The organism is Marisediminicola sp. LYQ85, from assembly GCF_046600695.1.
Classification (GTDB): domain Bacteria; phylum Actinomycetota; class Actinomycetes; order Actinomycetales; family Microbacteriaceae; genus Marisediminicola.
The window spans coordinates 87,404-108,929 of the sequence record NZ_JBKIWO010000003.1 but is presented as its reverse complement, the minus strand read 5'-3'; the positions used below and the strand labels follow the sequence as shown (position 1 = coordinate 108,929).

Genomic DNA, 21,526 nt, shown 5'->3' with positions numbered 1-21,526 from the left:
ATAATGGCCACGCTCAAGACAGTGACTCGGTCGTCGAAGCTCGGACCGGACGAGCGGGATGCCGCGATCGCGGCCCTCAAGACCAAAGAGCTCGACATCCTCGTGGTCGGTGGCGGCATCGTCGGCACCGGGGCCGCCCTCGACGCGGTCACTCGCGGTCTGCGCGTCGGCATGGTCGAGGCGAGGGACTGGTCGAGCGGAACATCGAGCCGGTCGTCGAAACTCGTGCACGGGGGCATCCGCTACCTCGAGCAGCTCGACTTCCGTCTCGTGCGCGAAGCCCTCAAGGAGCGCGGCCTGCTCCTGCAGCGGCTCGCCCCGCACCTCGTCAAGCCCGTGCGCTTTCTCTACCCGCTCAAGAAGCGCGTCATCGAGCGCTGCTACATCGGCGCCGGAATGCTCCTCTACGACATCCTGAGCTACAGCGGCGGCCGCCCTCCCGGTGTTCCGCACCACCGCCACCTCACGAAGCGTCAAGTGCAGAGGCTCTCGCCGAGCATCGCCAATGACGCTCTCGTCGGCGGCATCACCTACTACGACGCCCAGGTCGACGACGCGCGCTACGTGTCGACCCTCGCGCGCACGGCGTCGTTCTACGGCGCCCACGTCGCCTCCCGCGTGCGGGTCGAAGGGTTCGTCAAGGTCGGCCAGCGCGTCGTGGGAGTGCATGCGCACGACCTCGAGACGGGCGAGAAGTTCGAGATCCGCGCGAAGCAAGTGGTCAACGCCACGGGAGTGTGGACCGACGACACGCAGTCGATGGTGGGGGAGCGGGGCCAGTTCAAGGTGCGCGCGTCGAAGGGCGTGCACCTCGTCGTGCCGCGCGACCGCTTCCAGTCGAAGCTCGGTCTGCTGCTGCGCACCGAGAAGAGCGTGCTCTTCGTCATCCCGTGGGGTCGCCACTGGCTCATCGGAACGACCGACACCGACTGGAATCTCGACAAGGCCCACCCCGCGGCGACCGCGGCAGACATCGACTACATCCTCGAGCACGTCAACTCGGTGCTCGCGGTGCCACTCACGCGCGACGACGTCGAGGGTGTCTACGCCGGCCTCCGCCCGCTCCTCGCGGGGGAGTCCGACCAGACCTCGAAGCTCTCGCGCGAGCACCTCGTCGCGCACACCGTGCCCGGGCTCGTCGTCGTCGCCGGCGGCAAGTGGACGACCTACCGCATCATGGCGCAAGACGCCATCGACGAGGCGGTCGCCGCGCTCGACGCGAACGTGCCCGCATCGACGACCGAAGACATCGCGCTCCTCGGGGCCGAGGGCTATCACGCCGCGTGGAACAAACGCGCGAAGATCGCGAGGGCCTTCGGCGTGCACAAGGTGCGCATCGAGCACTTGCTCAACCGCTACGGAACGCTGACCGACGAGCTGCTCGACATCATCCGCGAGGACCCCTCCCTCGGGGAGGCTCTGCCGGGAGCCGACGACTACATCGGTGCCGAAGTGGTCTACGCCGCGTCGCACGAGGGCGCCCTGCACCTCGAGGATGTGCTCGCCAGACGCACACGCATCTCGATCGAGGCGTGGGATCGCGGTGTCTCCGCAGCTCCCGTCGCGGCCGAGCTCATGGCACGGGTTCACGGTTGGGACGCCGAACGCATCGAGAACGAGGTCGGCAACTACCTCAAGAGGGTTTCGGCCGAGATCGAGAGCCAGACTCAGCCCGACGACGAGTCGGCCGACCGCGTGAGGCTCGCGGCTCCCGACATCATCGCCTCGCGCTGATCGGAGCGGGGCTGCACGGGTCGGAGCCGTCGGGCCTGCGTCGTCGGCCTGCGCGTCGGGCCGGCTCGACTGGAGCACTCCCTCAGTGTCGTGCGCGACAATGATCACGAGTGCCCGCGAGGGGTGACAGGTAGAACGGCGTGAGCCGAGAACGGGAGTTCCGCCGTGTGGAGCGTCGCTCGTCGTCCCCGCTGGATCGCGCTCCTCGTGCTCGCCCTCGCGATCGCGTCGGCCTTCGCCGCGCTCGGGCAGTGGCAGTTCGCCCAGAGTGTGGCATCCGAGGGGGATGCGGAGCAGGCATCCGAGAACGTCCGGCCACTCGCCGAGGTCGCCCAGCCGCAGACCGGATTCCGCGAAGACGTCGACGGTCAGCAGGTCTCGGTCGACGGCGAGTTCGTCGAGTCGGACTTCCTCGTTCTCGACAACCGTGTCAACGACGGCGAACTCGGATACTGGGTCGTCGGCCATCTCGTCACGGACGGTTCAGAATCGAGCAGAGCGTCGGTGTCGGTCGCACTCGGCTGGGCGGCGACTCTCGACGACGCGGAGGCGGTCGTGCGATCAGCCCCCTCGGCGGGAACCGTGGTCGGGCGATATCTCCCCGGGGAGGGGCCCCAAGACGGCGACCTCACAAGCGGACTCACGTCGACGATGGCACCCTCGGCTTTCGTGAACCTGTGGGATGTCGCGGCCGGCGGCACCTACAGCGGCTACGTCGTCACGTTCGACCCACCCGCCGGTCTCGAGGCCATCGACGCGCCGCCGCCTTCGAGCGACGTGCAGATCAACTGGCTCAACGTGTTCTACGCGGCCGAGTGGGTCATCTTCGCGGGGTTCGCGGTCTTCATGTGGTACCGCCTCGTGCGCGACGCCCACGAGCGGGAGCAGGAACTCGCCGCCGAGGAGGAGGCCGACCTCGACGTCGCACCGTCGGCCCAGCGTGCGCCGGTAAACTGACCGCATGCCCTTGAAGCCCAAAGCGTCCGACGTTCCCCGGATACGGAAGGCCCTGAAGTTCTACCGGGTCACCGCCTACATCACGGGCTTCTTCCTCCTCCTGCTCATCTTCGAGATGATCTTCAAGTACACGCCCCTGCAGCTCGAGATGGAGCTCGGTGGGCCCGGCGGGTTCTTCGCCCTCGTGCCCGTCGACACGGTGACCGCGTTCAACCTCTCGAGCGCCATCCTCATCGCCCACGGGTGGATGTATGTCGTCTACCTCTTCGCCGACTTCCGCCTGTGGAGTCTCATGAGGTGGCCGTTCAGTTACTTCATCACGATCGCCCTCGGCGGCGTCGTGCCCCTGCTGTCGTTCATCGTCGAACACTTCATCACGAGGCGCGCGACCGCGCAGCTCGACGAGATCGAACAGGCCGCGAGCCGAGTGGAGGCCCCCGTTGAGTGAGACCGAACAGAAACCCGTGCTCGTCGTCGACTTCGGCGCACAATACGCTCAGCTCATCGCGAGACGCGTGCGCGAGGCGAACGTCTACTCGGAGATCGTGCCCCACACCATCACCTCGGCAGAGGTCGCGGCGATGGCCCCCGCCGGGATCGTCTTGAGCGGGGGGCCGTCGAGCGTCTACGAGCCCGGGTCGCCGACCCTCGACCCCGGCATCCTCGAGCTCGGCATCCCGGTGCTGGGCATCTGCTACGGATTCCAGGTCATGGCGCAGCAGCTCGGTGGCGAGGTCGCCAACACGGGGCTGCGCGAGTACGGGTCGACCGCGGTGACACTCACGGGCGGCGACAGCAGCCTGCTCGGCGGGCAGCCCGCCGACCAGACCACGTGGATGAGCCACGGTGACTCGGTCGCGAAAGCACCCGAGGGGTTCGAGGTGCTCGCATCGAGTGCATCCACTCCCGTCGCGGCGTTCGCGAGCGACGAGCGTCGGCTCTACGGAGTGCAGTGGCACCCCGAGGTCAAGCACTCGACCCACGGCCAGAACGTGCTCGAGAACTTCCTGCACCGTGCCGCGGGCATCCCCGCCGATTGGAACAGCGGCAACGTCATCGCCGAGCAGGTGGCCCGCATCCGCGAGCAGGTCGGAACCGGCAGGGTCATCTGCGGCCTCTCCGGGGGCGTCGACTCCGCGGTCGCCGCGGCGATCGTGCACGAGGCGGTCGGCGACCAGCTCGTGTGCATCTTCGTCGACCACGGCCTCCTGCGTCAGGACGAACGGCGTCAGGTCGAGGAGGACTACGTCGCCTCGACGGGCGTGCGTCTCGTGACCGTCGACGCCGTCGACCAGTTCCTCGATGCGCTCGCGGGAGTGAGTGACCCCGAGCAGAAGCGCAAGATCATCGGGCGCGAGTTCATCCGCACGTTCGAGAACGCGGCGGAGGCGCTCGTGCTCGAGGCGAAGGCCGAGGGCGAGAGCATCAAGTACCTCGTGCAGGGCACCCTGTATCCGGATGTCGTGGAGAGCGGGGGCGGCAGCGGGACCGCCAACATCAAGAGCCACCACAACGTCGGTGGCTTGCCCGAAGACCTCAAGTTCGAGCTCGTCGAGCCGCTTCGCGCGCTCTTCAAAGACGAGGTGCGGGCCATCGGACGCGAGCTCGGCCTGCCCGAGGTCATCGTCTCGCGCCAGCCGTTCCCCGGGCCGGGCCTCGGCATCCGCATCGTCGGGGAGGTCACGCGTGATCGCCTCGAGTTGCTCCGCAAGGCGGACGCGATCGCCCGTGCCGAGCTCAGCGCCGCGGGCCTCGACCAGGAGATCTGGCAGTGCCCCGTGGTTCTTCTCGCCGACGTGCGCTCGGTCGGAGTGCAGGGTGACGGTCGCACCTACGGTCACCCGATCGTGTTGCGCCCCGTGTCGTCGGAGGACGCCATGACGGCCGACTGGACGAGGTTGCCCTACGACGTGCTCGCGACGATCTCGAACCGCATCACCAACGAGGTGCCCGGCGTGAACCGCGTCGTGCTCGATGTCACGTCGAAGCCCCCGGGAACCATCGAGTGGGAATAGCCCCCACCGACTGTACGTAATTTCCGCGAGCGGATGCCGGATCCGGCGTACCCTCGCGGAAATTGCGTTCTTTCGGGGGCGGGGGCGGTGTACGACGAAGGCCGCCCCGAGGGGCGGCCTTCGCTCGTGGTGTTGACGAGGGGGATTACTCGCGGAAGATCGCGAGCAGTCGGAGGATCTCGACGTAGAGCCACACGACGGTGACCATGATGCCGAAGGCGGCCGACCATCCGAAGACGCGGGGCGCGCCACGCTCGACGCCGGTCTTGACGGTGTCAAAGTCGAGCACGAGCGAGTACGACGCGAGGAGGATCACGAAGATGCCGATGATCACGCCGAACGGTCCCTCACGCAGACCGAAACCGTCGAGCACACCGAACGCGGTGAGACCGAGGTTAAGGAGCGAGAACACGAGGTAGCCGACCATCGCGACGATGAAGACCTTCGTTGCTTTCTTCGAGGCGCGGATCTTTCCGCTCGTGAAGAGCGCGAGAACGACACCGACGACCACGAGGGTTCCGAGGATCGCCTGCGGCACGACGCCGTTGTAGGCCGTCTCGAAGATGTTCGAGATGCCTCCGACGAAGACTCCCTGCGCTGCGGCATAGGTGAGGATGAGCGCGGGCGACGGCTTCTTCTTGAAGATGTTGACGAGCGCGAGCACGAATCCGGCGATCGCCGCGGGGATCGCGAGGACCGGGAAGATCCACCCGATCGCTGCGCCGACGAGCAGGATGCCGAACGACACGACGGTCTTGACGATCGTGTCTTCGTAGGTCATCCGGTCGGTCTCGCTGGGGCCGGCCGACGGGCGGTTGTACAGGTCGTCGAGCTGACCCGCCGACAGCGTCGCTGCAGCCTGGGGCTGGAAGAGCTGGGCGGACGTTCCCGGTTTGTTGGAGAACGCCGGGGAGTTGGTGAAAGCTGGGTTGGACGAAGCCATCGATTCCTCTTTCGCTGTGGGGAGAGCCCGATGAAGAACCCTCGTCGCTCTATTTTAGGGGAGAACGGCTCGCGTCGGGCTGGGCGAACGCCGAATCGCGCCGCGCCGCCGCCGCTGTGAGCGAACGGGCCGCCCACGCGCAGCCGACGACGGTCGCCCCGAGGATCGGTGCGACCACGAAACCCCACCCGTAGTCGGGGAAGAACTGCGCGAGGGTCACCGCGACGGCGACGGGCACGCAGACGAGAACGTAGGTGACGGCCCGACGCTCGCGCACGAGGAGCCACGCGGCGAGGGTGAGGCCGATGAGGGCCCCGGATGCGGCTCCCGCGAGAAGCGAGGCGACTCCGAAGACACCGGGGCCGAGAGCGATCGCACGGCGCCACCCTCGGGCGGGAACCACGATCCATGCCGCGGCGCTTCCGACGACCCCCCAGAAGAGCAGACCGAGGGTGTACGCCGACGCGAACTGCAGGGCGATGCCTCCCGTGATCAGCAGGGCCACTGTCACGGCGAGTCGCCCGGGGTGCGAGCCGAACCGCAGCGGGAGGTTGCGGGTGGGCTCGGTCCAGGTTTCGTTCCGTCGCACGGCGTCGCTCACTCGCGAAACCGCCTCGTGCGTTGGCGGGAGATGTGGACCCTGCTCACTCGCGACCGCCGAGGACGATCACCATCGTGACGACGAGGGCGATGCCGCCGAGGGCGAGCAGGGCGCTGAGTGCGATGAGCACATCGATGCGGCGCTCGGTCGGCGCGGTCGCATCGGCCTCGGGATCCTCGTCGAGAGGGTCGTCGAATCGGTGGTCCACCGCGGGGTGGTCGGTGCTCGGCGGCGCGGCGAGATCGGCCGGGCGCACCGCGGGCGGGATCACGGGGGGTGGGGTCACCGGAAGCGGGGTGGCCGGGGGCGCTGCTGCCTCGGAGCGCACGACCGGCGTTCCGCAGTGGATGCAGAATTTCCACCGCGGGGAGAGCTCCGCGGCGCAATTCGTGCACGTGGTCATGGCTGCAGGGTACCAATTCGCCAGGTGCCTTCCCTCGCGGTGCCCTCCCGTGCGACCCCTCGCGTACCGTTGCGGTGTGACGTCGCTCCCGCCGCCCGCCTCGCCGCGCCCCTCACCGGGCAGCCCGCTCGTCATCGCGCATCGCGGGGCGAGCGGATACCGCCCCGAACACACGCGGAGCGCGTTCGAGCTCGCGATCGCGCAGGGCTGCGACGCGGTCGAACCGGACCTCGTGGTCAGTCGCGACGGTGTGCTCGTCGTCCGCCACGAGAACGAGATCTCGGGAACGACGGATGTCGCGGAGCATCCGGAGTTCGCGAGTCGCCACCGCACCACGACCATCGACGGTGTCGAGGTCACGGGGTGGTTCACCGAAGACTTCACGTGGGCGGAGCTCACGACCCTCCGCGCTCGTGAGCGTCTCCCCGCGCTGCGGCCCGCGAACGTCGTGTGGAACGACCGCGAGCCGATTCTGCGACTCGAGGAGGTGTTCGACATCCTCGACGGCACGGGGGTCGCCCTCGTCGCCGAACTGAAGCACGCGAGCCACTTCGCCGATCTCGGGTTCGACCTCGGGGCGCTCTTCGTCGCGGCCCTCACCGCCGCCACCCCCGCGGATCGTGCGGCCATCACGGTCGAGAGCTTCGAGGCGAGCGTGCTCGAGCGCGAGCCGATGCGATCGGCGGGTGTGCGCCTCGTCTTTCTGGTCGAGGCGACGGGGTCTCCGGTCGACCGCCCGACGTCGACCTACGCCGACGCGCTCACGGACGACGGTCTCCGCGAACTCGCGACGTGGGCAGACGGCGTGAGCGTCGACAAGCGCGTGCTCCTGAGAACGGATGAGTCGGGGCGAACGGTCGGGGCGGACATCGTGGCGCGCGCACACGCCGTCGGTCTCGCCGTCTACACGTGGACCCTGCGCATCGAGAACCGGTTTCTCGCCCCGGCGAATCGTCGGCCCGGGGGTGACCCCCACGACACCGGCGAGTGGGAGCGCGAGTTCGACGCCGTGCTGGGCACGGGGGTCGACGGGGTCTTCGCCGACCACCCCGACCTCGCGCTCGCCGCGAGGACGGCGAGGCGGCAGCGCACCGACGGGCTCCCGACGGCGTAGCAAGGTCGGTGGCCGCGTTTAGAATCGGGGGAAATGACCTTCATCCTCGATCCCGCCGAGCCCTCGTCGTCCCCTCTCGTCGAGGGGCTCAACCCGCAGCAGCGCGAAGCCGTCGAATACCGGGGCGAAGCGCTCCTCATCGTCGCGGGGGCGGGGTCGGGCAAGACGAGCGTTCTCACGCGCCGGGTCGCGGGGCTCCTCGAATCCCGCGAAGCGTGGCCGAGCCAGATCCTCGCGATCACCTTCACGAACAAGGCCGCGGCCGAGATGCGCGAGCGCGTGCAGCACCTCGTCGGCGGGGCCGCCGAAGGCATGTGGATCTCGACGTTCCACTCCGCGTGCGTGCGCATCCTGCGGCGCGAGGCCGAACACTTCGGTTTCTCGAAGAACTTCACGATCTACGACTCCGCTGACAGCCGTGCGCTGCTCAAGCGGATCATCAAAGACCTCGACGCCGACACGTTCGGCATCACCGTGAGTTCGGCGTCCGGCCGCATCTCGAAGCTCAAGAACGAACTGCAAGACGTCGAGACCTACTCGCGCGGAGTCAACATCGACGACCCCGCCGAGCGCATGTTCCTCGAGATCTTCCGGCAGTACACCCGCAGCCTCTCGAGCGCGAACGCGTTCGACTTCGACGACCTCATCGGTCAGACCGTCTACCTGTTCCGCGCCTTCCCCCACGTGGCCGCGCTCTACCAGCGTCGCTTCCGGCACATCCTCGTCGACGAGTACCAAGACACGAACCACGCGCAGTACGCCCTCATCCGCGAGCTCACCCGGCCGCCGCGCACCGACCTCCTCGAAAACGCGGTCGGCTTCGACGGCGCGCTCCTGCGTGATCCGACGAAAGAACTGCCGCCGGCGTCGCTCACGGTCGTGGGCGACTCGGATCAGTCGATCTACGCGTTCCGCGGGGCAGACATCCGCAACATCGTCGAGTTCGAACGCGACTATCCCGGGGCGAAGGTCGTGTTGCTCGAGCAGAACTATCGCTCGACGCAGATCATCTTGAGCGCGGCCAACGCCGTGATCTCGAACAACTTCGATCGCAAAGACAAGAAGCTCTTCACGACGGTCGGAGACGGCGAGAAGATCGTCGGTTTCACGGGCTACAGCCAGCACGACGAAGCGCAGTTCATCGCCGACGAGATCACCGAGCTGCACACCCAGGGCGTCGAGTATCGGGACATCGCGGTGTTCTACCGCACCAACGCGCAGACGCGAGCGCTCGAAGAGGTGTTCATCCGCTCGGCGCTGCCATACCGGGTGCTCGGCGGCACCAAGTTCTACGAGCGCGCGGAGATCAAAGACGCTTTCGGCTACCTCATCGCCGTGGCCAACCCCGCCGACCCTCTCGCGCTCCGCCGCATCATGAACACGCCCAAGCGCGGCATCGGGCCCGCGACCGAAGCCGCTCTGCAGAGCCACGCCGACAAGAACGGTGTCACGCTGCGCGACGCCATGAGGTCGGCGGCCCAACTCGGCCTCGGACCCAAGGTCACGAACGCGATCCTCGCCCTCAGCGCCGTGCTCGACGAGGTCGGCGCGACGGTCGATCCGCCCGAGGGTGCGGGCCGCCCGGCGCCGGTCGCCGACATCCTCACCGCCCTGCTCACCAAGACAGGTTTCGTCGAAGCACTGCGCGCGAGCCGCGACCCGCAAGACGAGGCGCGTGCCGAGAACGTCGAAGAACTCGTCGCCGTGACCAAGGAGTTCAACAAGAACAACCCCGACGGCACCCTCATCGACTTCCTCACCGAGACCTCGCTCGTCGCCGCGGCCGACGACCTCGACGACTCGAGCGGAACGGTCTCGCTCATGACCCTGCACACCGCCAAGGGGCTCGAATACGAGGCGGTCTTCCTCGCGGGCGTGGAAGAAGACCTTTTGCCGCACCGGATGTCGGCGGGCGAGCCCGGCGGCCCCGCCGAGGAGCGGCGCCTCTTCTACGTGGGGATCACCCGCGCGCGCCGGCGCCTCTACCTCTCGCTCGCGATGACGCGAGCCCAGTTCGGCGAGGTGAGCGTCGCCATGCCGAGCCGCTACCTGCAGGAGATCCCCGTCGAACTCATCGACTGGCGACAGTCGCCCGGGATGGCGACGAGCCGCGGCGGCACGCAGTCCCGCGCCCTCAACGCCAACCGAGGTTCGGCCGGGCGCGCGAGCCTCGGTGGAGCATCCGACTACTCGATCTCCTCGGGCGGACCGAGCGCGACGGCCCTCGCGCGCGCGGCACGCAACGCCGGCAAACCGAAGACCGAGTGGACGAGCGGAGTCACCAACACCGTGCGCGACAACGGCGACCTCACGCTCGCCCCCGGCGATCGCATCCGGCACGTCGACTTCGGCGACGGGCGCGTGAGTTCCGTGTCGGGAAGCGGCACCAAGAGCGTCGCCGAAGTGCAGTTCGACACCGCGGGTCGCAAGCGGTTGCTCATCAAAATAAGCCCGATCGAGAAGCTCTAGCGAGCTTCGCCCACCGGTCTCATCTCGCTGCGCGAGATGCCGCTCGAGAAGCTCTAGCGAGCTTCGTCCACCTGTCTCATCTCGCTGCGCGACATGCCATCGAGAAGCTCTAGCGCGCTGGCGTCGTCACCCGCACTGGGGGCGCCGAGATAGGCCGGGGGCGACCGCCCGCTCGGTAGGGTGGGCCTCTGCGGCTGTCTGTGGCCACTGGTCGGCCGGGGGGCACAATGGCGGAGAATTATCGTGTCGTCGTCATCGAAGACGACGTCGACGTGGCGAACTACACCGCCACGGTGCTCGAGAAGCGACTCGGCTGCACCGTCATCGCCGTCACCGATCCGCGCGAGGCGCGCGCCGCCGTGCGCGAGCTGCGACCGGACGTCGTCATCACCGACATCGAGATGCCCGGGATGTCGGGCCTCGACCTCGTCGAACACATCAGAGACGAGCAACCGGGCACCCCGATCGTCGTCATGACCGCGCACGTGTCGGTCGACTACGCGGTGACGGCCCTCCGCAACAGAGTCGACGAGTTCGTGAACAAGCCCGTGTCGTCGGCCGACCTCGTGTCGATCGTCACGCGCCTCGCCGAGGAGTCCCGAGCCGCCGCCGCCGCCCGGGCACCCGAGACCGTTCTCGCGATCGGAGCCCACCCCGACGACGTGGGGATCGGTGTCGGGGGCATCCTCGCGGCTCACCGCGCGGCCGGAGATCATGTCACCGTGCTGACGCTCTCGGGCGGGCGTCGAGAGGGGGGCATCGCGACCGCGTGGGCGGAGGGCTCGGCTGCCGCCGCGACGATCGGAGCCGTGCTCATCCTCGAGGACCAGCGCGACTCCGAGGTTGCGAGTGTCGAGCACAACGCCGCGATCATCTCGCGAGTGCTCGCCGACGTGACGCCGACCATCGTGTACCTCCCGAGCGCGAACGATCGCGACGGCGATCGCCGCGCGGTCTCCGAGGCGGCGCGCAGTGCGACATCCTCCGTCGATACCGGTGCTGCGCGCACGGTCGCGTGCTATCAGAGCCCCACGGCGACCGTGGACTTCCGTCCCAACCGCTTCGTGTCGATCGACGACGTCACCGAGGCAAAACTGTCGATGCTCGCGTGCTTCGCCGCGAGCGGGGAGCGCCCCGCCTCCCTCGACCCCGACCTCGTGATCGCGACGGCGCGGTACTGGTCGCGGTTCGGGGCGGGCGGCGCGTGCGAACCTCTCGAGATCGTGCGGGACTCCGTCGATGTCGGGTAGTGCCGCGACCGGAGCGGGTGCGACGCGCGTGATCATCGCGGATGACGACGACGACCTGCGCGACCTCGTCTCGATCACCGTGGCCCGAGCGGGTCTCGAACTCGTGGCGGCGGTCGCCGACGGGGAATCCGCGTGGTCGGCTGTCGTCGAGCACCGCCCCGACATCGTGCTCCTCGACGTCGCGATGCCGGGGATGACGGGCCTCGAGGTGTCTCGGCGCATCCGCGCGGACCTCTCCCTCGCGCCCGTGCACATCGTGCTCATCTCGGCGGGGGTCGACAGTGAGTCCCACGCCGAGGGGTGGGCCGCCGGGGCCGACGACTACCTCATCAAGCCGTTCAGCCCGCGCGTGCTCATCGAGAAACTGGTCGCCGTGGCCGCGCCGTCGGGGCTGGTGTCGTGAAGGCTCGATTGAGGAGGTGGCTCCCCTCGTTCCTCGACGCGTCTCCGATCGTGCGCCAGGTTCCCATCACCGTTCTGTTCCTCTTCATCAGCTCGTTCAGCCTGTACCTGCCGAACTGGGAGGTCATGCACCCAGGCAGCAAGACCTTCGGCCTCGTGATGATCGTCGTCGCGACGATTCTCGCCGGCGTGTTCACGGCGAAGCCGCGTCGACGCAACTGGGCCCTTCTCGTTCCCGCGTGCGACTTCGTGGCGCTCGGAGCACTGAGATACGCGTCGGAGGAGCGATCCGCGATCTTCGCCTCGCTCGCGGTTCTGCCGCTCATCTGGTTCGCGGCCGAGGCCGGCCGCCGCAACGTCGTCTACGCGGCGATCGGGTCGGCGATCGCTCTGCTCATCCCCCCGATGATCGAACAGATCCAGGCGCCAAACGGCAGCATTCCCGCGGGTGCCGTTGCCGCTCCGTTCATCCTCGCGATCGCGGCCGTCGTCATCAACGAGCTCACCCTGCAGAACCGATCGCAACTCACGCAGCTCCGCGCTCTCGCGAACGAGCGCGAGCAGTTGCTCGATGCCGCGGTCGGCCAGGTCGCGACGATCGAACGGGCGCACGCCGACGTGCTCGAGGCGGAGCGCGTGCTCCGGGGCGTCTGGGACGCCGTGACCGAGCAATCGATCATCGGCACCGACACGCGCGGCACCATCGAGATGCTCAACAGCGGATCGGAGCGGATGCTGGGAGTGCGCGCCGCCGAGGTGGTCGACCGCCGGCACGTGGTCGAGTTCCACGTGCTCACCGAGCTTCAGGAGCGGGCTCGCACGCTCGAGCATCCCGTCGGGGTCGCGGGCGTCGATTCGGGCTTCACCGCTCTCGTCGAACTCGCGCGCACGGGAAGCGCCGACACGCGCGACTGGACATACGTGCGCCCCGACGGTTCGACCATCCCCGTCGCGTTGAGCGTCACGCGCAGGATGAACTCCGACGGGGAGACGGTCGGTTACCTCTTCGTCGCCGCCGACATGACGAGGGAACGCGAGGTCGCGAAACTCAAGGACAAGTTCGTCGGCCTCATCTCGCACGAGTTGAGAACGCCGCTGAGCTCGATCCTCGGCTACCTCGAGCTCTTGCGCGACGACGACGAGGGCACCGAGCTCACGCCGACCCAGCTGCAATACCTCGGTGTCGCCGAGCGGAACGCGCACCGGCTCCTGTCGCTTGTCGGCGATCTGCTGTTCACCGCTCAAGTCGAATCGGGCTCGTTCGCCCTGAATCGCGCGGTGGAGAGTCTCGCGCCGATCGTGCGGGCGTCGATCGAATCCGCCACGCCCGCAGCGGCGGCCGCGGGTGTGACACTCACCGAATCGATCTCCGACGCGGCGTCCGCCCCTCTCGTCGACGGCGACTCGGGCAGGCTCGGTCAGGCATTCGACAACCTCCTGTCGAACGCCATCAAGTTCACGCCCCGCGGGGGGACCGTCACAGCGGGCCTCGCGATCGCGGCAGACGGTGCCGCCGCGGTGACCGTGACCGATTCGGGCATCGGCATCCCTCCGGCCGAACTCGACAGGCTCTTCACCCCGTTCTTCCGGGCGTCGACCGCGACGAAGAACGCCGTGCCCGGCGTCGGCCTCGGTCTCGTGATCACTCGGGCGATCGCGACCGCGCACGGGGGCTCCGTCGGTGTCTCGAGCGTCGTCGGCGAGGGGACGACCTTCACCCTCTCGCTCCCCGTCACCGAGTCTGTGCGCGCGGACGAGCGTCAGCACCTCGCCGTCTGACCCGCACTGGGGGTGCCCTGGTGTGATCCGGTCGTCGAGGAGTGCGTAGGGTTAGCCGTCTACTAGGCCGGGGGGCTCGGATGTCGCAGGGCACGACGATCGCGACCGACGAGGTCTCTCGCGAGCCCGTGACCGTTCTCGTCGTCGAGGACAGCGACGATCAGCGCCTTCTGCTGCGGCGTCTCTTCGAGAGGCACGGGTGTCGGGTCATCGACGCGGAGTCGGCCGAAGCGGCCATCGAGCTCTATTCGACGGTCGGGGCCGGCGTCGATCTCGCCGTCGTCGATCTCCTGCTCCCGGGCATGACCGGGTGGGATCTCACGGCCCGCATCCGGGCCGACCTCCCGGGGTGTCCCGTGGCCATCACGTCGGTGCTCGACCCCGAGCAGTATCCGTGTGCGGAAGCGTCGCTCGTCAAACCCGTGTCGCGCGCCCGGGTGCGGGACGTGCTCGAGCGGTGCGTCGACCGGTGGCAGACGCCCTGAGTCGAGCCGACCCGACCCGGTCAGTGCGCCCCGCCGCGCGCGGTGCGATCGAGGCGTGACAGCAGGAGGTCTCGAGGCCACTCGCGCACGCGGCGGGGCAGAACGCGCTGGAGGGCGCCCAACACCCGCATCGCGACGTCGAACCGTCTCCGCCGTCGCTCCGACCAGGGGAGCGCGAACTCTCTGCGGAGGTGATCGTCGAGCAGGCCCGCGGTCACGAGTCTCGCGAGCGGCATTCCCAGGCGGAGCCACAACGGACCCGTCGGCGGATGAAGCAGGGTGTGGGCGACCTCGCGAACGCGGTCGTCGACGCTGAGCCCGCTCGATACCCGCTGCCAGTAGTCGGCGAACGCGGCTCGGTCGGCCGGCCAGAAGCCCGCGGGAACCCGGAGCGCGGTCCCCACGATCGCGTAGTCGGCGTAGATGGCGTCGCGTTCGGTGTCGTCGAGCCTGCCGATGAGGCGGTCGTGCACGAGCACGGCCGTGTCGTAGAGGGTCGCGGCGACCCAGAGCTGCAGGTGCGGATCGTTGGCGTCGTAGCGAACGGATGCGCCGCTGCCCGCGCCATCGGCGGTCGAACTGTCGGGGGCCGAGACCACGCCAGCGTGTCTGCCGTTCACGAGTCGCGTGACCGCCGCCGCCTGATCGTCTGTGCCGTAGACGAGCGCGTAGACGAACGTGAGGGTCTGCTCGAGGCGGTGGGTCGGCCGAGAGGCGAAATCACTGTGGTCGGCGATCGCGGCACCGATCGCCGGGTGCGCCAGTTGGAGGAGAACGGCCCGCCCGCCGCCCGCGAGCAGCGCTCCTTCGGCCCCGATGTCGACGAGGCGCCGGGGGGCTGACGATCTGACCATGCATCCACGCTAGCTCGCGCGCATCCGTCCGTGCCCGAGGCCCGACGCCCGCTGGCTCGACACGGGGGAGGGGTAGAGTGATTGATGGCCCGTTTCTCTCGACGTCGAGATATCTCGACCGAGATCGGGGTCGCATCCCCCACAACCGACCCGCGGATTGGACAAACAGCGTGGATCTTTTCGAGTACCAGGCCAGGGACGTATTCGAGTCCTACGGCGTTCCCGTTCTCGCCGGCATCATCGCCGACAGCCCCGAGGAGGTGCGTGCCGCGGCAGAGAAGCTCGGTGGCACCGTCGTCGTCAAGGCCCAGGTGAAGATCGGTGGCCGCGGCAAGGCGGGGGGCGTGAAGGTCGCCCACACCCCCGACGACGCGGCCGAGGTATCGAAGGCCATCTTCGGTCTCGACATCAAGGGCCACGTCGTCAAGCGCGTCATGGTCGCGGCGGGCGCCGACATCACGCAGGAGTTCTACTTCTCGGTGCTCCTCGACCGGGCGAACCGCTCGTTCCTCTCCCTCGCGAGCTACGAGGGTGGCGTCGAGATCGAGATCCTCGCCGTCGAACGCCCCGAGGCGCTCGCGCGCATCGAGGTCGACCCGTCCGCGGGCATCGACCTCGACACGGCGACCGAGATCGCCGTCGCCGCGAAGTTCCCCGAGGAACTCGTGCCGAAGATCGCCCCCGTCATCGTGAAGCTCTACGACGTCTTCGTCGGCGAGGACGCGACCCTCGTCGAGGTCAACCCGCTCGTGCTCACGGGCGCGGGCGACATCGTCGCCCTCGACGGCAAGGTGACCCTCGACGAGAACGCCGAGTTCCGTCACGAGAACCACGCTGCCCTCGTCGACACCGATGCGGAGGACCCCCTCGAGGCCAAGGCCAAGGCGTCGAACCTCAACTACGTCAAGCTCGACGGCGAGGTCGGCATCATCGGCAACGGCGCGGGGCTCGTCATGTCGACCCTCGACGTCGTGAGCTATGCGGGTGAGAAGCACGGCAACGTGAAGCCGGCGAACTTCCTCGACATCGGCGGCGGAGCATCGGCCGAGGTCATGGCCGCGGGCCTCGACGTCATCCTCGGCGACCCCCAGGTCAAGAGCGTGTTCGTCAACGTCTTCGGCGGCATCACGGCGTGCGACGCCGTCGCGAACGGCATCGTCGGCGCCCTCGCCACTCTCGGTGACAGCGCGACGAAGCCCCTCGTCGTGCGACTCGACGGCAACAACGTCGTCGAGGGCCGCCGCATCCTCGCGGATGCCGCGCACCCCCTCGTGACCGTCGTCGACACCATGGACGAAGCGGCCGACAAGGCCGCCGAGCTCGCCCACGCGTAACCCCCCGCGCGCGAGCGCCTCGAAGTCGGTCGCACGCGCGACCGGAAAGGATTAGACATGTCGATCTTCCTCGACGAGAACTCCAAGATCATCGTCCAGGGCCTCACCGGGTCCGAGGGCACGAAGCACGCGGGGCGGATGCTCGCATCCGGCTCGAACATCGTCGGTGGCGTGAACCCGCGCAAGGCCGGCACGACCGTCGAGATCGAGGGTCACACCCTCCCGATCTTCGGCTCGGTCGCCGACGCGATGGCCGAGACCGGCGCGAACGTCTCAGTCATCTTCGTGCCTCCGGCGTTCGCCAAGGGCGCCGTCATCGAAGCGGTCGACGCCGAGATCGCTCTCGCGATCGTCATCACCGAGGGCATCCCGATCCACGACTCGGCGCAGTTCTGGGCCCACGCCAAGGCGAAGGGCAACACGACGCGCATCATCGGCCCGAACTGCCCCGGAGTCATCAGCCCGGGCAAGTCGAATGCGGGCATCATCCCCGCGACGATCACCGACGCCGGCCCGATCGGACTCGTGTCGAAGTCGGGAACCCTCACGTACCAGATGATGTTCGAGCTCCGCGACCTCGGTTTCTCGACGGCGATCGGCATCGGTGGAGACCCCATCATCGGCACGACGCACATCGACGCGCTCGCGGCGTTCGAGGCCGACCCCGACACCAAAGCGATCGTCATGATCGGTGAGATCGGTGGCGATGCCGAGGAGCGCGCGGCCGAATTCATCCAGGCCAACGTCACGAAGCCGGTCGTCGCCTACGTCGCCGGTTTCACGGCACCCGAGGGTAAGACCATGGGTCACGCGGGCGCGATCGTCTCCGACGGCGCAGGCACAGCACAGGGCAAGAAAGAGGCGCTCGAGGCAGCGGGGGTCAAGGTCGGCAAGACGCCGTCCGAGACCGCCTCACTCATGCGGGAGCTCTTCGCGAGCCTCTGAGCCCGACACGGTAGCAACGGGGGCGGAGTCCGGGTGACTCCGCTCCCGGCACGGCAAGCGCAGTAGGTATAGCGAGAGCGCCCCGCGGGGTGCACACTCGAATAGGGAGATGAAGTCATGACCGGATCTCGACCAGAACTGCCCGCCGCGGGGGAGAAGTATCGCGTCTGCCTCTTCGGAGGCCCCCTCGACGGCAAAACCGGCACGGTCGTGTCGGAGGGGGGCCTCAACGCCTCGATCGAATTCGAGGTCGACGAGGTGAGGGCGCGCTACGTGAGCACCGGAGGCGGCAGCCACGGCGGCGGCAAGTCGGCGTGGAGCTACAACTTCAGCCCCGACGAGTAGGAGTGGCTCCGCCCCCGCGGATCGATCGTCCGGGGTTGCCCCGCACTGCGCGAGGCGCGACTCCGGCGGCCGCTCCCGCGGGTAGTGTCCTTCGCGTATGAATCGTCCGCTCACCGCCCTCTTCGCCGCCCTCGAGGCGCTCCTCGTCGTCGGTGTCGGCATCGGCATCACCCTCGCGCCGCTCACGCTCATGTGGGCGTTCGAATACGGGCTCCAGGTCGACTGGATCGTGTTCTGGCGTGCCGCGGTCGATGTGTGGCTCATCGGCCACGGTGTCGACGTCGCGTTCGCTCTCGATCCCGCTGTCGCCGCGGCCTCGGGGCTCCCGGGTGCCGCAGACGGGTTCACCGTCACGGTGGCCCTCCTCGGATTCGCGCTCGTCACCCTCCTCCTCGCCGTTCGGGCGGGCCGTCGCATCGGTGAGACGCCGCACCGGCTCACCGGACACATCGTCTCGGTCACGACGGTCGCTGTGCTCTCCGCCGCGGCGACCCTCTCGGCGACGACCTCCGCGGCGGTGCCCGTGCTGTGGCAGGGCATCCTGTTGCCCGCGCTCGTGTTCGTCGTCGGCACCGTGATCGGTTCGACGCGCGCGATGCCCGCGCCCGCTCCTGCCGGGTCTGCATCGGCCGCGTCTGTGTCTACCGGCGCTGCTCCTGCCGGCGCTGCGCCTGCCGCGTCGCTCATGGCTGCCCGCACTGCGGCGATGGGCGCAGACATCCGCACCTGGCTCGATTCGATGATCCCCCTCCGGCTCAGGCGGGCGGTGGGCAGTCTCGCCGCGGTGGCCGTCGTCGTCGTCGCGAGCATCCTGGCCGTCTCCGCGGTCGCGGTCGCGGTGCTCCTCGCGACGAGCTACGGCCAGATCATCGGGCTCTACGAGGCCGTGCAGTCGGGGTACCTCGGCGGGGCAGCACTCACGATCGGTCAGCTCGCCGCGCTTCCCAACCTCGTGGTCTGGGCGGCGAGCTGGTTCATCGGTCCCGGGTTCGCGATCGGCAGCGGTTCGACGGTGAGCCCCCTCGCGACCGCCCTGGGGCCCGTACCCGCGATCCCCATGCTCGGTGCGGTGCCGGAGTCGGCGGGGGAGTTCTCGTTCGTCGGACTCCTCGTCCCCGTCGTCGCGGCGTTCGTCGCCGCGGCCCTCGCGCGACGCAGGCTCGTCTCCGTGCTGTCCGAGTCCCGATGGGTGCTCGCGGCCGCGGGCGCGGCGATCGGAGCGATCGGCGGCGTCATCCTCGCGCTGCTCTCGGGTCTCGCATCCGGATCGGCGGGCCCCGGCCGCCTCGTCGAGGTGGGGCCGCACTGGCTCACCGTCGGAGGGTGGGGAGCCCTCGAGATCGCTGTTCCCGCGATACTCGCGCTCGTCATCGGAGGAGTGGATGTGCGCGCGCTCTCCGACCGCGTGACAGACCGTGTGACCGACGCGGTCGCCGAGCGCGGTGGCCGGGAGGCGGGCGTCGACAGCGCGGCGGGTGCCGACAGCGCGGCGGGTGCCGACAGCGCGGCGGGCGCCGAGCACGAGCCCGAGCCCGAGCCCGAGCGCGAGCCGCGACCGGGCGCGCGATAGGCTTCACCGGTGCTCTCACTCGTCGTCTTGATCTCGGGTGCCGGCTCCAACCTCCGCTCTCTCCTCGAGGCGACCCATGACGCGGAATACCCGGCGCGAGTCGTCGCCATCGGGGCGGACCGCGACGCCGAGGGCCTCGCCCACGGTGAGTCGTTCGGCATCCCGACCTTCACCGTTCCCTTCTCGAACTACGACAGTCGCGACGAGTGGGGCGACGCCCTCCTTGAGAACCTCTCGGTGTGGAACCCCGACCTCGTCATTCTGAGCGGGTTCATGAGGCTCCTGCCCGAGCGCGTGGTCGACTCCCTCGCGCCGAAGCTCATCAACACGCACCCGGCATACCTCCCCGAGTTCCCCGGAGCTCACGGCGTGCGGGATGCCCTCGCCGCCGGGGTCGACCGAACCGGCGCGAGTGTGATCATCGTCGATCGCGGTGTCGACAGCGGCCCGATCCTCGCCCGCGAGCGCGTCGACGTGCTCGACGGCGACACCGAATCAACTCTGCACGACCGCATCAAGATCGTCGAGCGTCGATTGCTCGTCTCGGTCGTGCTCGACATCGCCAACGGAACCATCGACCTCGAGGAGCGATCTCAGTCATGAGCGCAGCCACACACGATCCCGCCGATTATCGCGAGCGCGACACCGTCACGGCACGACGTGCCCTCGTCTCGGTGAGCGACAAGTCGGGGCTCCTCGAACTCGCCGCCGCCCTCGTCGATGCGGGCGTCGAGATCGTGTCGACGGGTTCCACCGCGAGCACGATCGCGGCCGCGGGGCACCCCGTCACGCAAGTGAGCGACGTCACCGGTTTCGCCGAGGCGCTCGACGGTCGCGTCAAGACCCTCCACCCGGCGATCCACGCGGGCATCCTCGCGGACCTCCGGCTCTCCGCCCACGAGCAGCAGCTCGCCGAACTGGGGATCTCGCCGTTCGAGCTCGTCATCGTCAACCTCTACCCGTTCGTCGAGACGATCGAGGCGGGCATCACGGGCGACGCCGCCGTCGAGCAGATCGACATCGGTGGCCCCGCGATGGTGCGGGCCTCGGCGAAGAACCACGCGAACGTCGCGATCGTCGTCTCGCCCTCGCGCTACCCCGACGTCGTTGCCGCGCTGCGCGCCGGGGGAACCGACCTCGCGCTGCGTCGCATGCTCGCCGCCGAGGCATTCGCCCACACGGCGCAGTACGACCGGGCGGTCGCGCGCTTCTTCGCCGACCAGATCGTCGCGGACGTCGCCGAACCCGCGATCTTCCCCGACACCGTGGCGGCGACCTACGAGCTCTCGAGCGTGCTGAGGTACGGCGAGAACTCGCACCAGCGGGCGGCGCTCTACACGAGAGACCTGCCCGGTGTCGCTCGTGCCGAGCAACTGCACGGCAAAGAGATGTCGTACAACAACTACGTCGATGCCGACGGCGCCGTGCGCGCGGCCTACGACTTCGACGAGCCCGCGGTCGCGATCATCAAACATGCCCAACCGTGCGGTATCGCGGTCAGCCACGGCGCGGGCGATGCGATCGCTTCGGCGCACATGCGTGCCCACGAGTGCGACCCCGTCTCGGCGTTCGGCGGGGTCATCGCGGCCAACCGTCCGGTCACGCTCGCGATGGCCGAGCAGGTCAAGGACATCTTCACCGAGGTCGTCATCGCTCCGGGTTTCGAGCCCGAGGCTCTCGACGTCCTCCGCTCCAAGAAGAACATCCGACTGTTGACCCTGCCGGAGGGCTACGCGCGAGACGCACGCGAGTTCCGCCAGATCTCCGGCGGGCTACTCGTGCAGGAACCCGACACGTTCGACGACTTCTCGAGCAACGGATGGTCGCTCGTCGCCGGGTCGTCCGTCGACGAGTCGACGCTCGCCGACCTCGAGTTCGCGTGGCGAGCGGTGCGATCGGTCAAGTCCAACGCGATCCTGCTCGCGCACGCGGGAGCATCGGTCGGAGTCGGCATGGGGCAGGTCAACCGCGTCGACTCGTGCCGCCTCGCGGTCGATCGTGCCGGAGACCGCGCATCCGGTTCGGTCGCGGCATCCGACGCCTTCTTCCCCTTCGCCGACGGCCTCGAGATCCTGCTCGCGGCGGGGGTCACGGCGGTCGTACAGCCGGGAGGCTCCGTGCGCGACGAGGAGGTCATCGAGGCGGCGACCCGAGCGGGAGTCGCGATGTACTTCACCGGCGAGCGTCACTTCTACCACTAGGCCGCGCCGCGCCACGAGACCGATCCCGAGCCCGCGGGATCGACCCGGCTCGGCGCCTCGACTGCGCCCTCGAACGAACATGAGCTTTCTCTTGCCTTCGCTCTGTGTGACGGCATAATCTGGAA

Annotated in this window: 20 protein-coding genes; 16 read left to right on the top strand and 4 right to left on the bottom strand. The window is 68.7% G+C overall.

The window, feature by feature from the left end; all coding sequences use genetic code 11:
• Positions 1-3: 3 nt before the first annotated feature.
• The 4 genes from ACLHG5_RS12765 to guaA all read left to right on the top strand — a co-directional run bounded on the left by ACLHG5_RS12765 (position 4) and on the right by guaA (position 4,706).
• Positions 4-1,734, top strand: coding sequence for a glycerol-3-phosphate dehydrogenase/oxidase (locus tag ACLHG5_RS12765; protein ID WP_411317365.1), 1,731 nt, complete (start codon positions 4-6; stop codon positions 1,732-1,734).
• A gap of 165 nt (positions 1,735-1,899) precedes the next feature.
• Positions 1,900-2,691: an SURF1 family protein gene (locus tag ACLHG5_RS12760; protein WP_411319059.1), complete on the top strand. Its 792-nt coding sequence runs from the start codon at positions 1,900-1,902 to the stop codon at positions 2,689-2,691.
• A gap of 4 nt (positions 2,692-2,695) precedes the next feature.
• Positions 2,696-3,139: a DUF3817 domain-containing protein gene (locus ACLHG5_RS12755; protein ID WP_411317367.1), complete on the top strand. Its 444-nt coding sequence runs from the start codon at positions 2,696-2,698 to the stop codon at positions 3,137-3,139.
• The gene (gene guaA / locus ACLHG5_RS12750) at positions 3,132-4,706 is read left to right on the top strand and encodes a glutamine-hydrolyzing GMP synthase (RefSeq protein WP_411317368.1); all 1,575 of its coding nucleotides are present in this window, start codon (positions 3,132-3,134) and stop codon (positions 4,704-4,706) included. Before ACLHG5_RS12755 ends, guaA begins: the two co-directional genes overlap by 8 nt.
• A gap of 145 nt (positions 4,707-4,851) precedes the next feature.
• Here guaA and ACLHG5_RS12745 read toward each other — a convergent pair whose 3' ends face one another.
• The 3 genes from ACLHG5_RS12745 to ACLHG5_RS12735 are packed head-to-tail and all read right to left on the bottom strand — an operon-like array spanning position 4,852 to position 6,653.
• Positions 4,852-5,649 (bottom strand): Bax inhibitor-1/YccA family protein, encoded by a 798-nt coding sequence (locus ACLHG5_RS12745; RefSeq protein ID WP_411317369.1) that lies wholly within the window; start codon positions 5,647-5,649, stop codon positions 4,852-4,854.
• Positions 5,650-5,698: 49 nt separating this feature from the next.
• Positions 5,699-6,250 carry a hypothetical protein gene (locus ACLHG5_RS12740; protein WP_411319058.1) on the bottom strand — a complete coding sequence of 184 codons (552 nt, stop codon included), beginning with the start codon at positions 6,248-6,250 and terminating at the stop codon, positions 5,699-5,701.
• Between the two features lie 43 nt (positions 6,251-6,293).
• Positions 6,294-6,653: a zinc ribbon domain-containing protein gene (locus tag ACLHG5_RS12735; RefSeq protein ID WP_411317371.1), complete on the bottom strand. Its 360-nt coding sequence runs from the start codon at positions 6,651-6,653 to the stop codon at positions 6,294-6,296.
• 76 nt (positions 6,654-6,729) lie between these two features.
• On the opposite strand from ACLHG5_RS12735, the gene ACLHG5_RS12730 reads away from it, so the two are divergent.
• The 6 genes from ACLHG5_RS12730 (at position 6,730) to ACLHG5_RS12705 (ending at position 14,152) form a co-directional block, all read left to right on the top strand.
• Entirely contained in the window at positions 6,730-7,767 is a 1,038-nt protein-coding gene (locus ACLHG5_RS12730) for a glycerophosphodiester phosphodiesterase family protein (protein ID WP_411319057.1), read from the top strand.
• Positions 7,768-7,800: 33 nt separating this feature from the next.
• Positions 7,801-10,236 (top strand): ATP-dependent helicase, encoded by a 2,436-nt coding sequence (locus ACLHG5_RS12725; protein ID WP_411319056.1) that lies wholly within the window; start codon positions 7,801-7,803, stop codon positions 10,234-10,236.
• 227 nt (positions 10,237-10,463) lie between these two features.
• Positions 10,464-11,486, top strand: coding sequence for a response regulator (locus ACLHG5_RS12720; protein ID WP_411317374.1), 1,023 nt, complete (start codon positions 10,464-10,466; stop codon positions 11,484-11,486).
• Complete coding sequence (locus ACLHG5_RS12715; protein ID WP_411319055.1) at positions 11,476-11,889, top strand: response regulator transcription factor; 414 nt, start codon at positions 11,476-11,478, stop codon at positions 11,887-11,889. Before ACLHG5_RS12720 ends, ACLHG5_RS12715 begins: the two co-directional genes overlap by 11 nt.
• A gap of 8 nt (positions 11,890-11,897) precedes the next feature.
• Positions 11,898-13,667, top strand: coding sequence for an ATP-binding protein (locus ACLHG5_RS12710; protein WP_411319054.1), 1,770 nt, complete (start codon positions 11,898-11,900; stop codon positions 13,665-13,667).
• A gap of 80 nt (positions 13,668-13,747) precedes the next feature.
• Entirely contained in the window at positions 13,748-14,152 is a 405-nt protein-coding gene (locus ACLHG5_RS12705) for a response regulator (protein WP_411317377.1), read from the top strand.
• A gap of 20 nt (positions 14,153-14,172) precedes the next feature.
• On the opposite strand, the gene ACLHG5_RS12700 is transcribed toward ACLHG5_RS12705, so the two are convergent.
• Entirely contained in the window at positions 14,173-15,006 is an 834-nt protein-coding gene (locus tag ACLHG5_RS12700) for an oxygenase MpaB family protein (protein WP_411317378.1), read from the bottom strand.
• 170 nt (positions 15,007-15,176) lie between these two features.
• Between ACLHG5_RS12700 and sucC the strand changes: the two genes are divergently transcribed.
• From sucC to purH, 6 genes are all read left to right on the top strand, one after another.
• The gene (sucC, locus tag ACLHG5_RS12695; protein WP_411317379.1) at positions 15,177-16,340 is read left to right on the top strand and encodes an ADP-forming succinate--CoA ligase subunit beta; all 1,164 of its coding nucleotides are present in this window, start codon (positions 15,177-15,179) and stop codon (positions 16,338-16,340) included.
• 57 nt (positions 16,341-16,397) lie between these two features.
• Positions 16,398-17,285, top strand: coding sequence for a succinate--CoA ligase subunit alpha (gene sucD, locus ACLHG5_RS12690; protein WP_411317380.1), 888 nt, complete (start codon positions 16,398-16,400; stop codon positions 17,283-17,285).
• 117 nt (positions 17,286-17,402) lie between these two features.
• Positions 17,403-17,630, top strand: coding sequence for a hypothetical protein (locus ACLHG5_RS12685; protein ID WP_411317381.1), 228 nt, complete (start codon positions 17,403-17,405; stop codon positions 17,628-17,630).
• Positions 17,631-17,727: 97 nt separating this feature from the next.
• The gene (locus tag ACLHG5_RS12680) at positions 17,728-19,200 is read left to right on the top strand and encodes a DUF6350 family protein (RefSeq protein WP_411319053.1); all 1,473 of its coding nucleotides are present in this window, start codon (positions 17,728-17,730) and stop codon (positions 19,198-19,200) included.
• Between the two features lie 9 nt (positions 19,201-19,209).
• A complete protein-coding gene (gene purN / locus ACLHG5_RS12675; RefSeq protein WP_411317383.1) occupies positions 19,210-19,803 on the top strand; it encodes a phosphoribosylglycinamide formyltransferase in 594 nt (197 codons plus the stop codon).
• A complete protein-coding gene (purH, locus tag ACLHG5_RS12670; RefSeq protein ID WP_411319052.1) occupies positions 19,800-21,401 on the top strand; it encodes a bifunctional phosphoribosylaminoimidazolecarboxamide formyltransferase/IMP cyclohydrolase in 1,602 nt (533 codons plus the stop codon). The genes purN and purH overlap by 4 nt, the downstream gene beginning before the upstream one ends.
• The last annotated feature ends 125 nt before the right edge of the window (positions 21,402-21,526 follow it).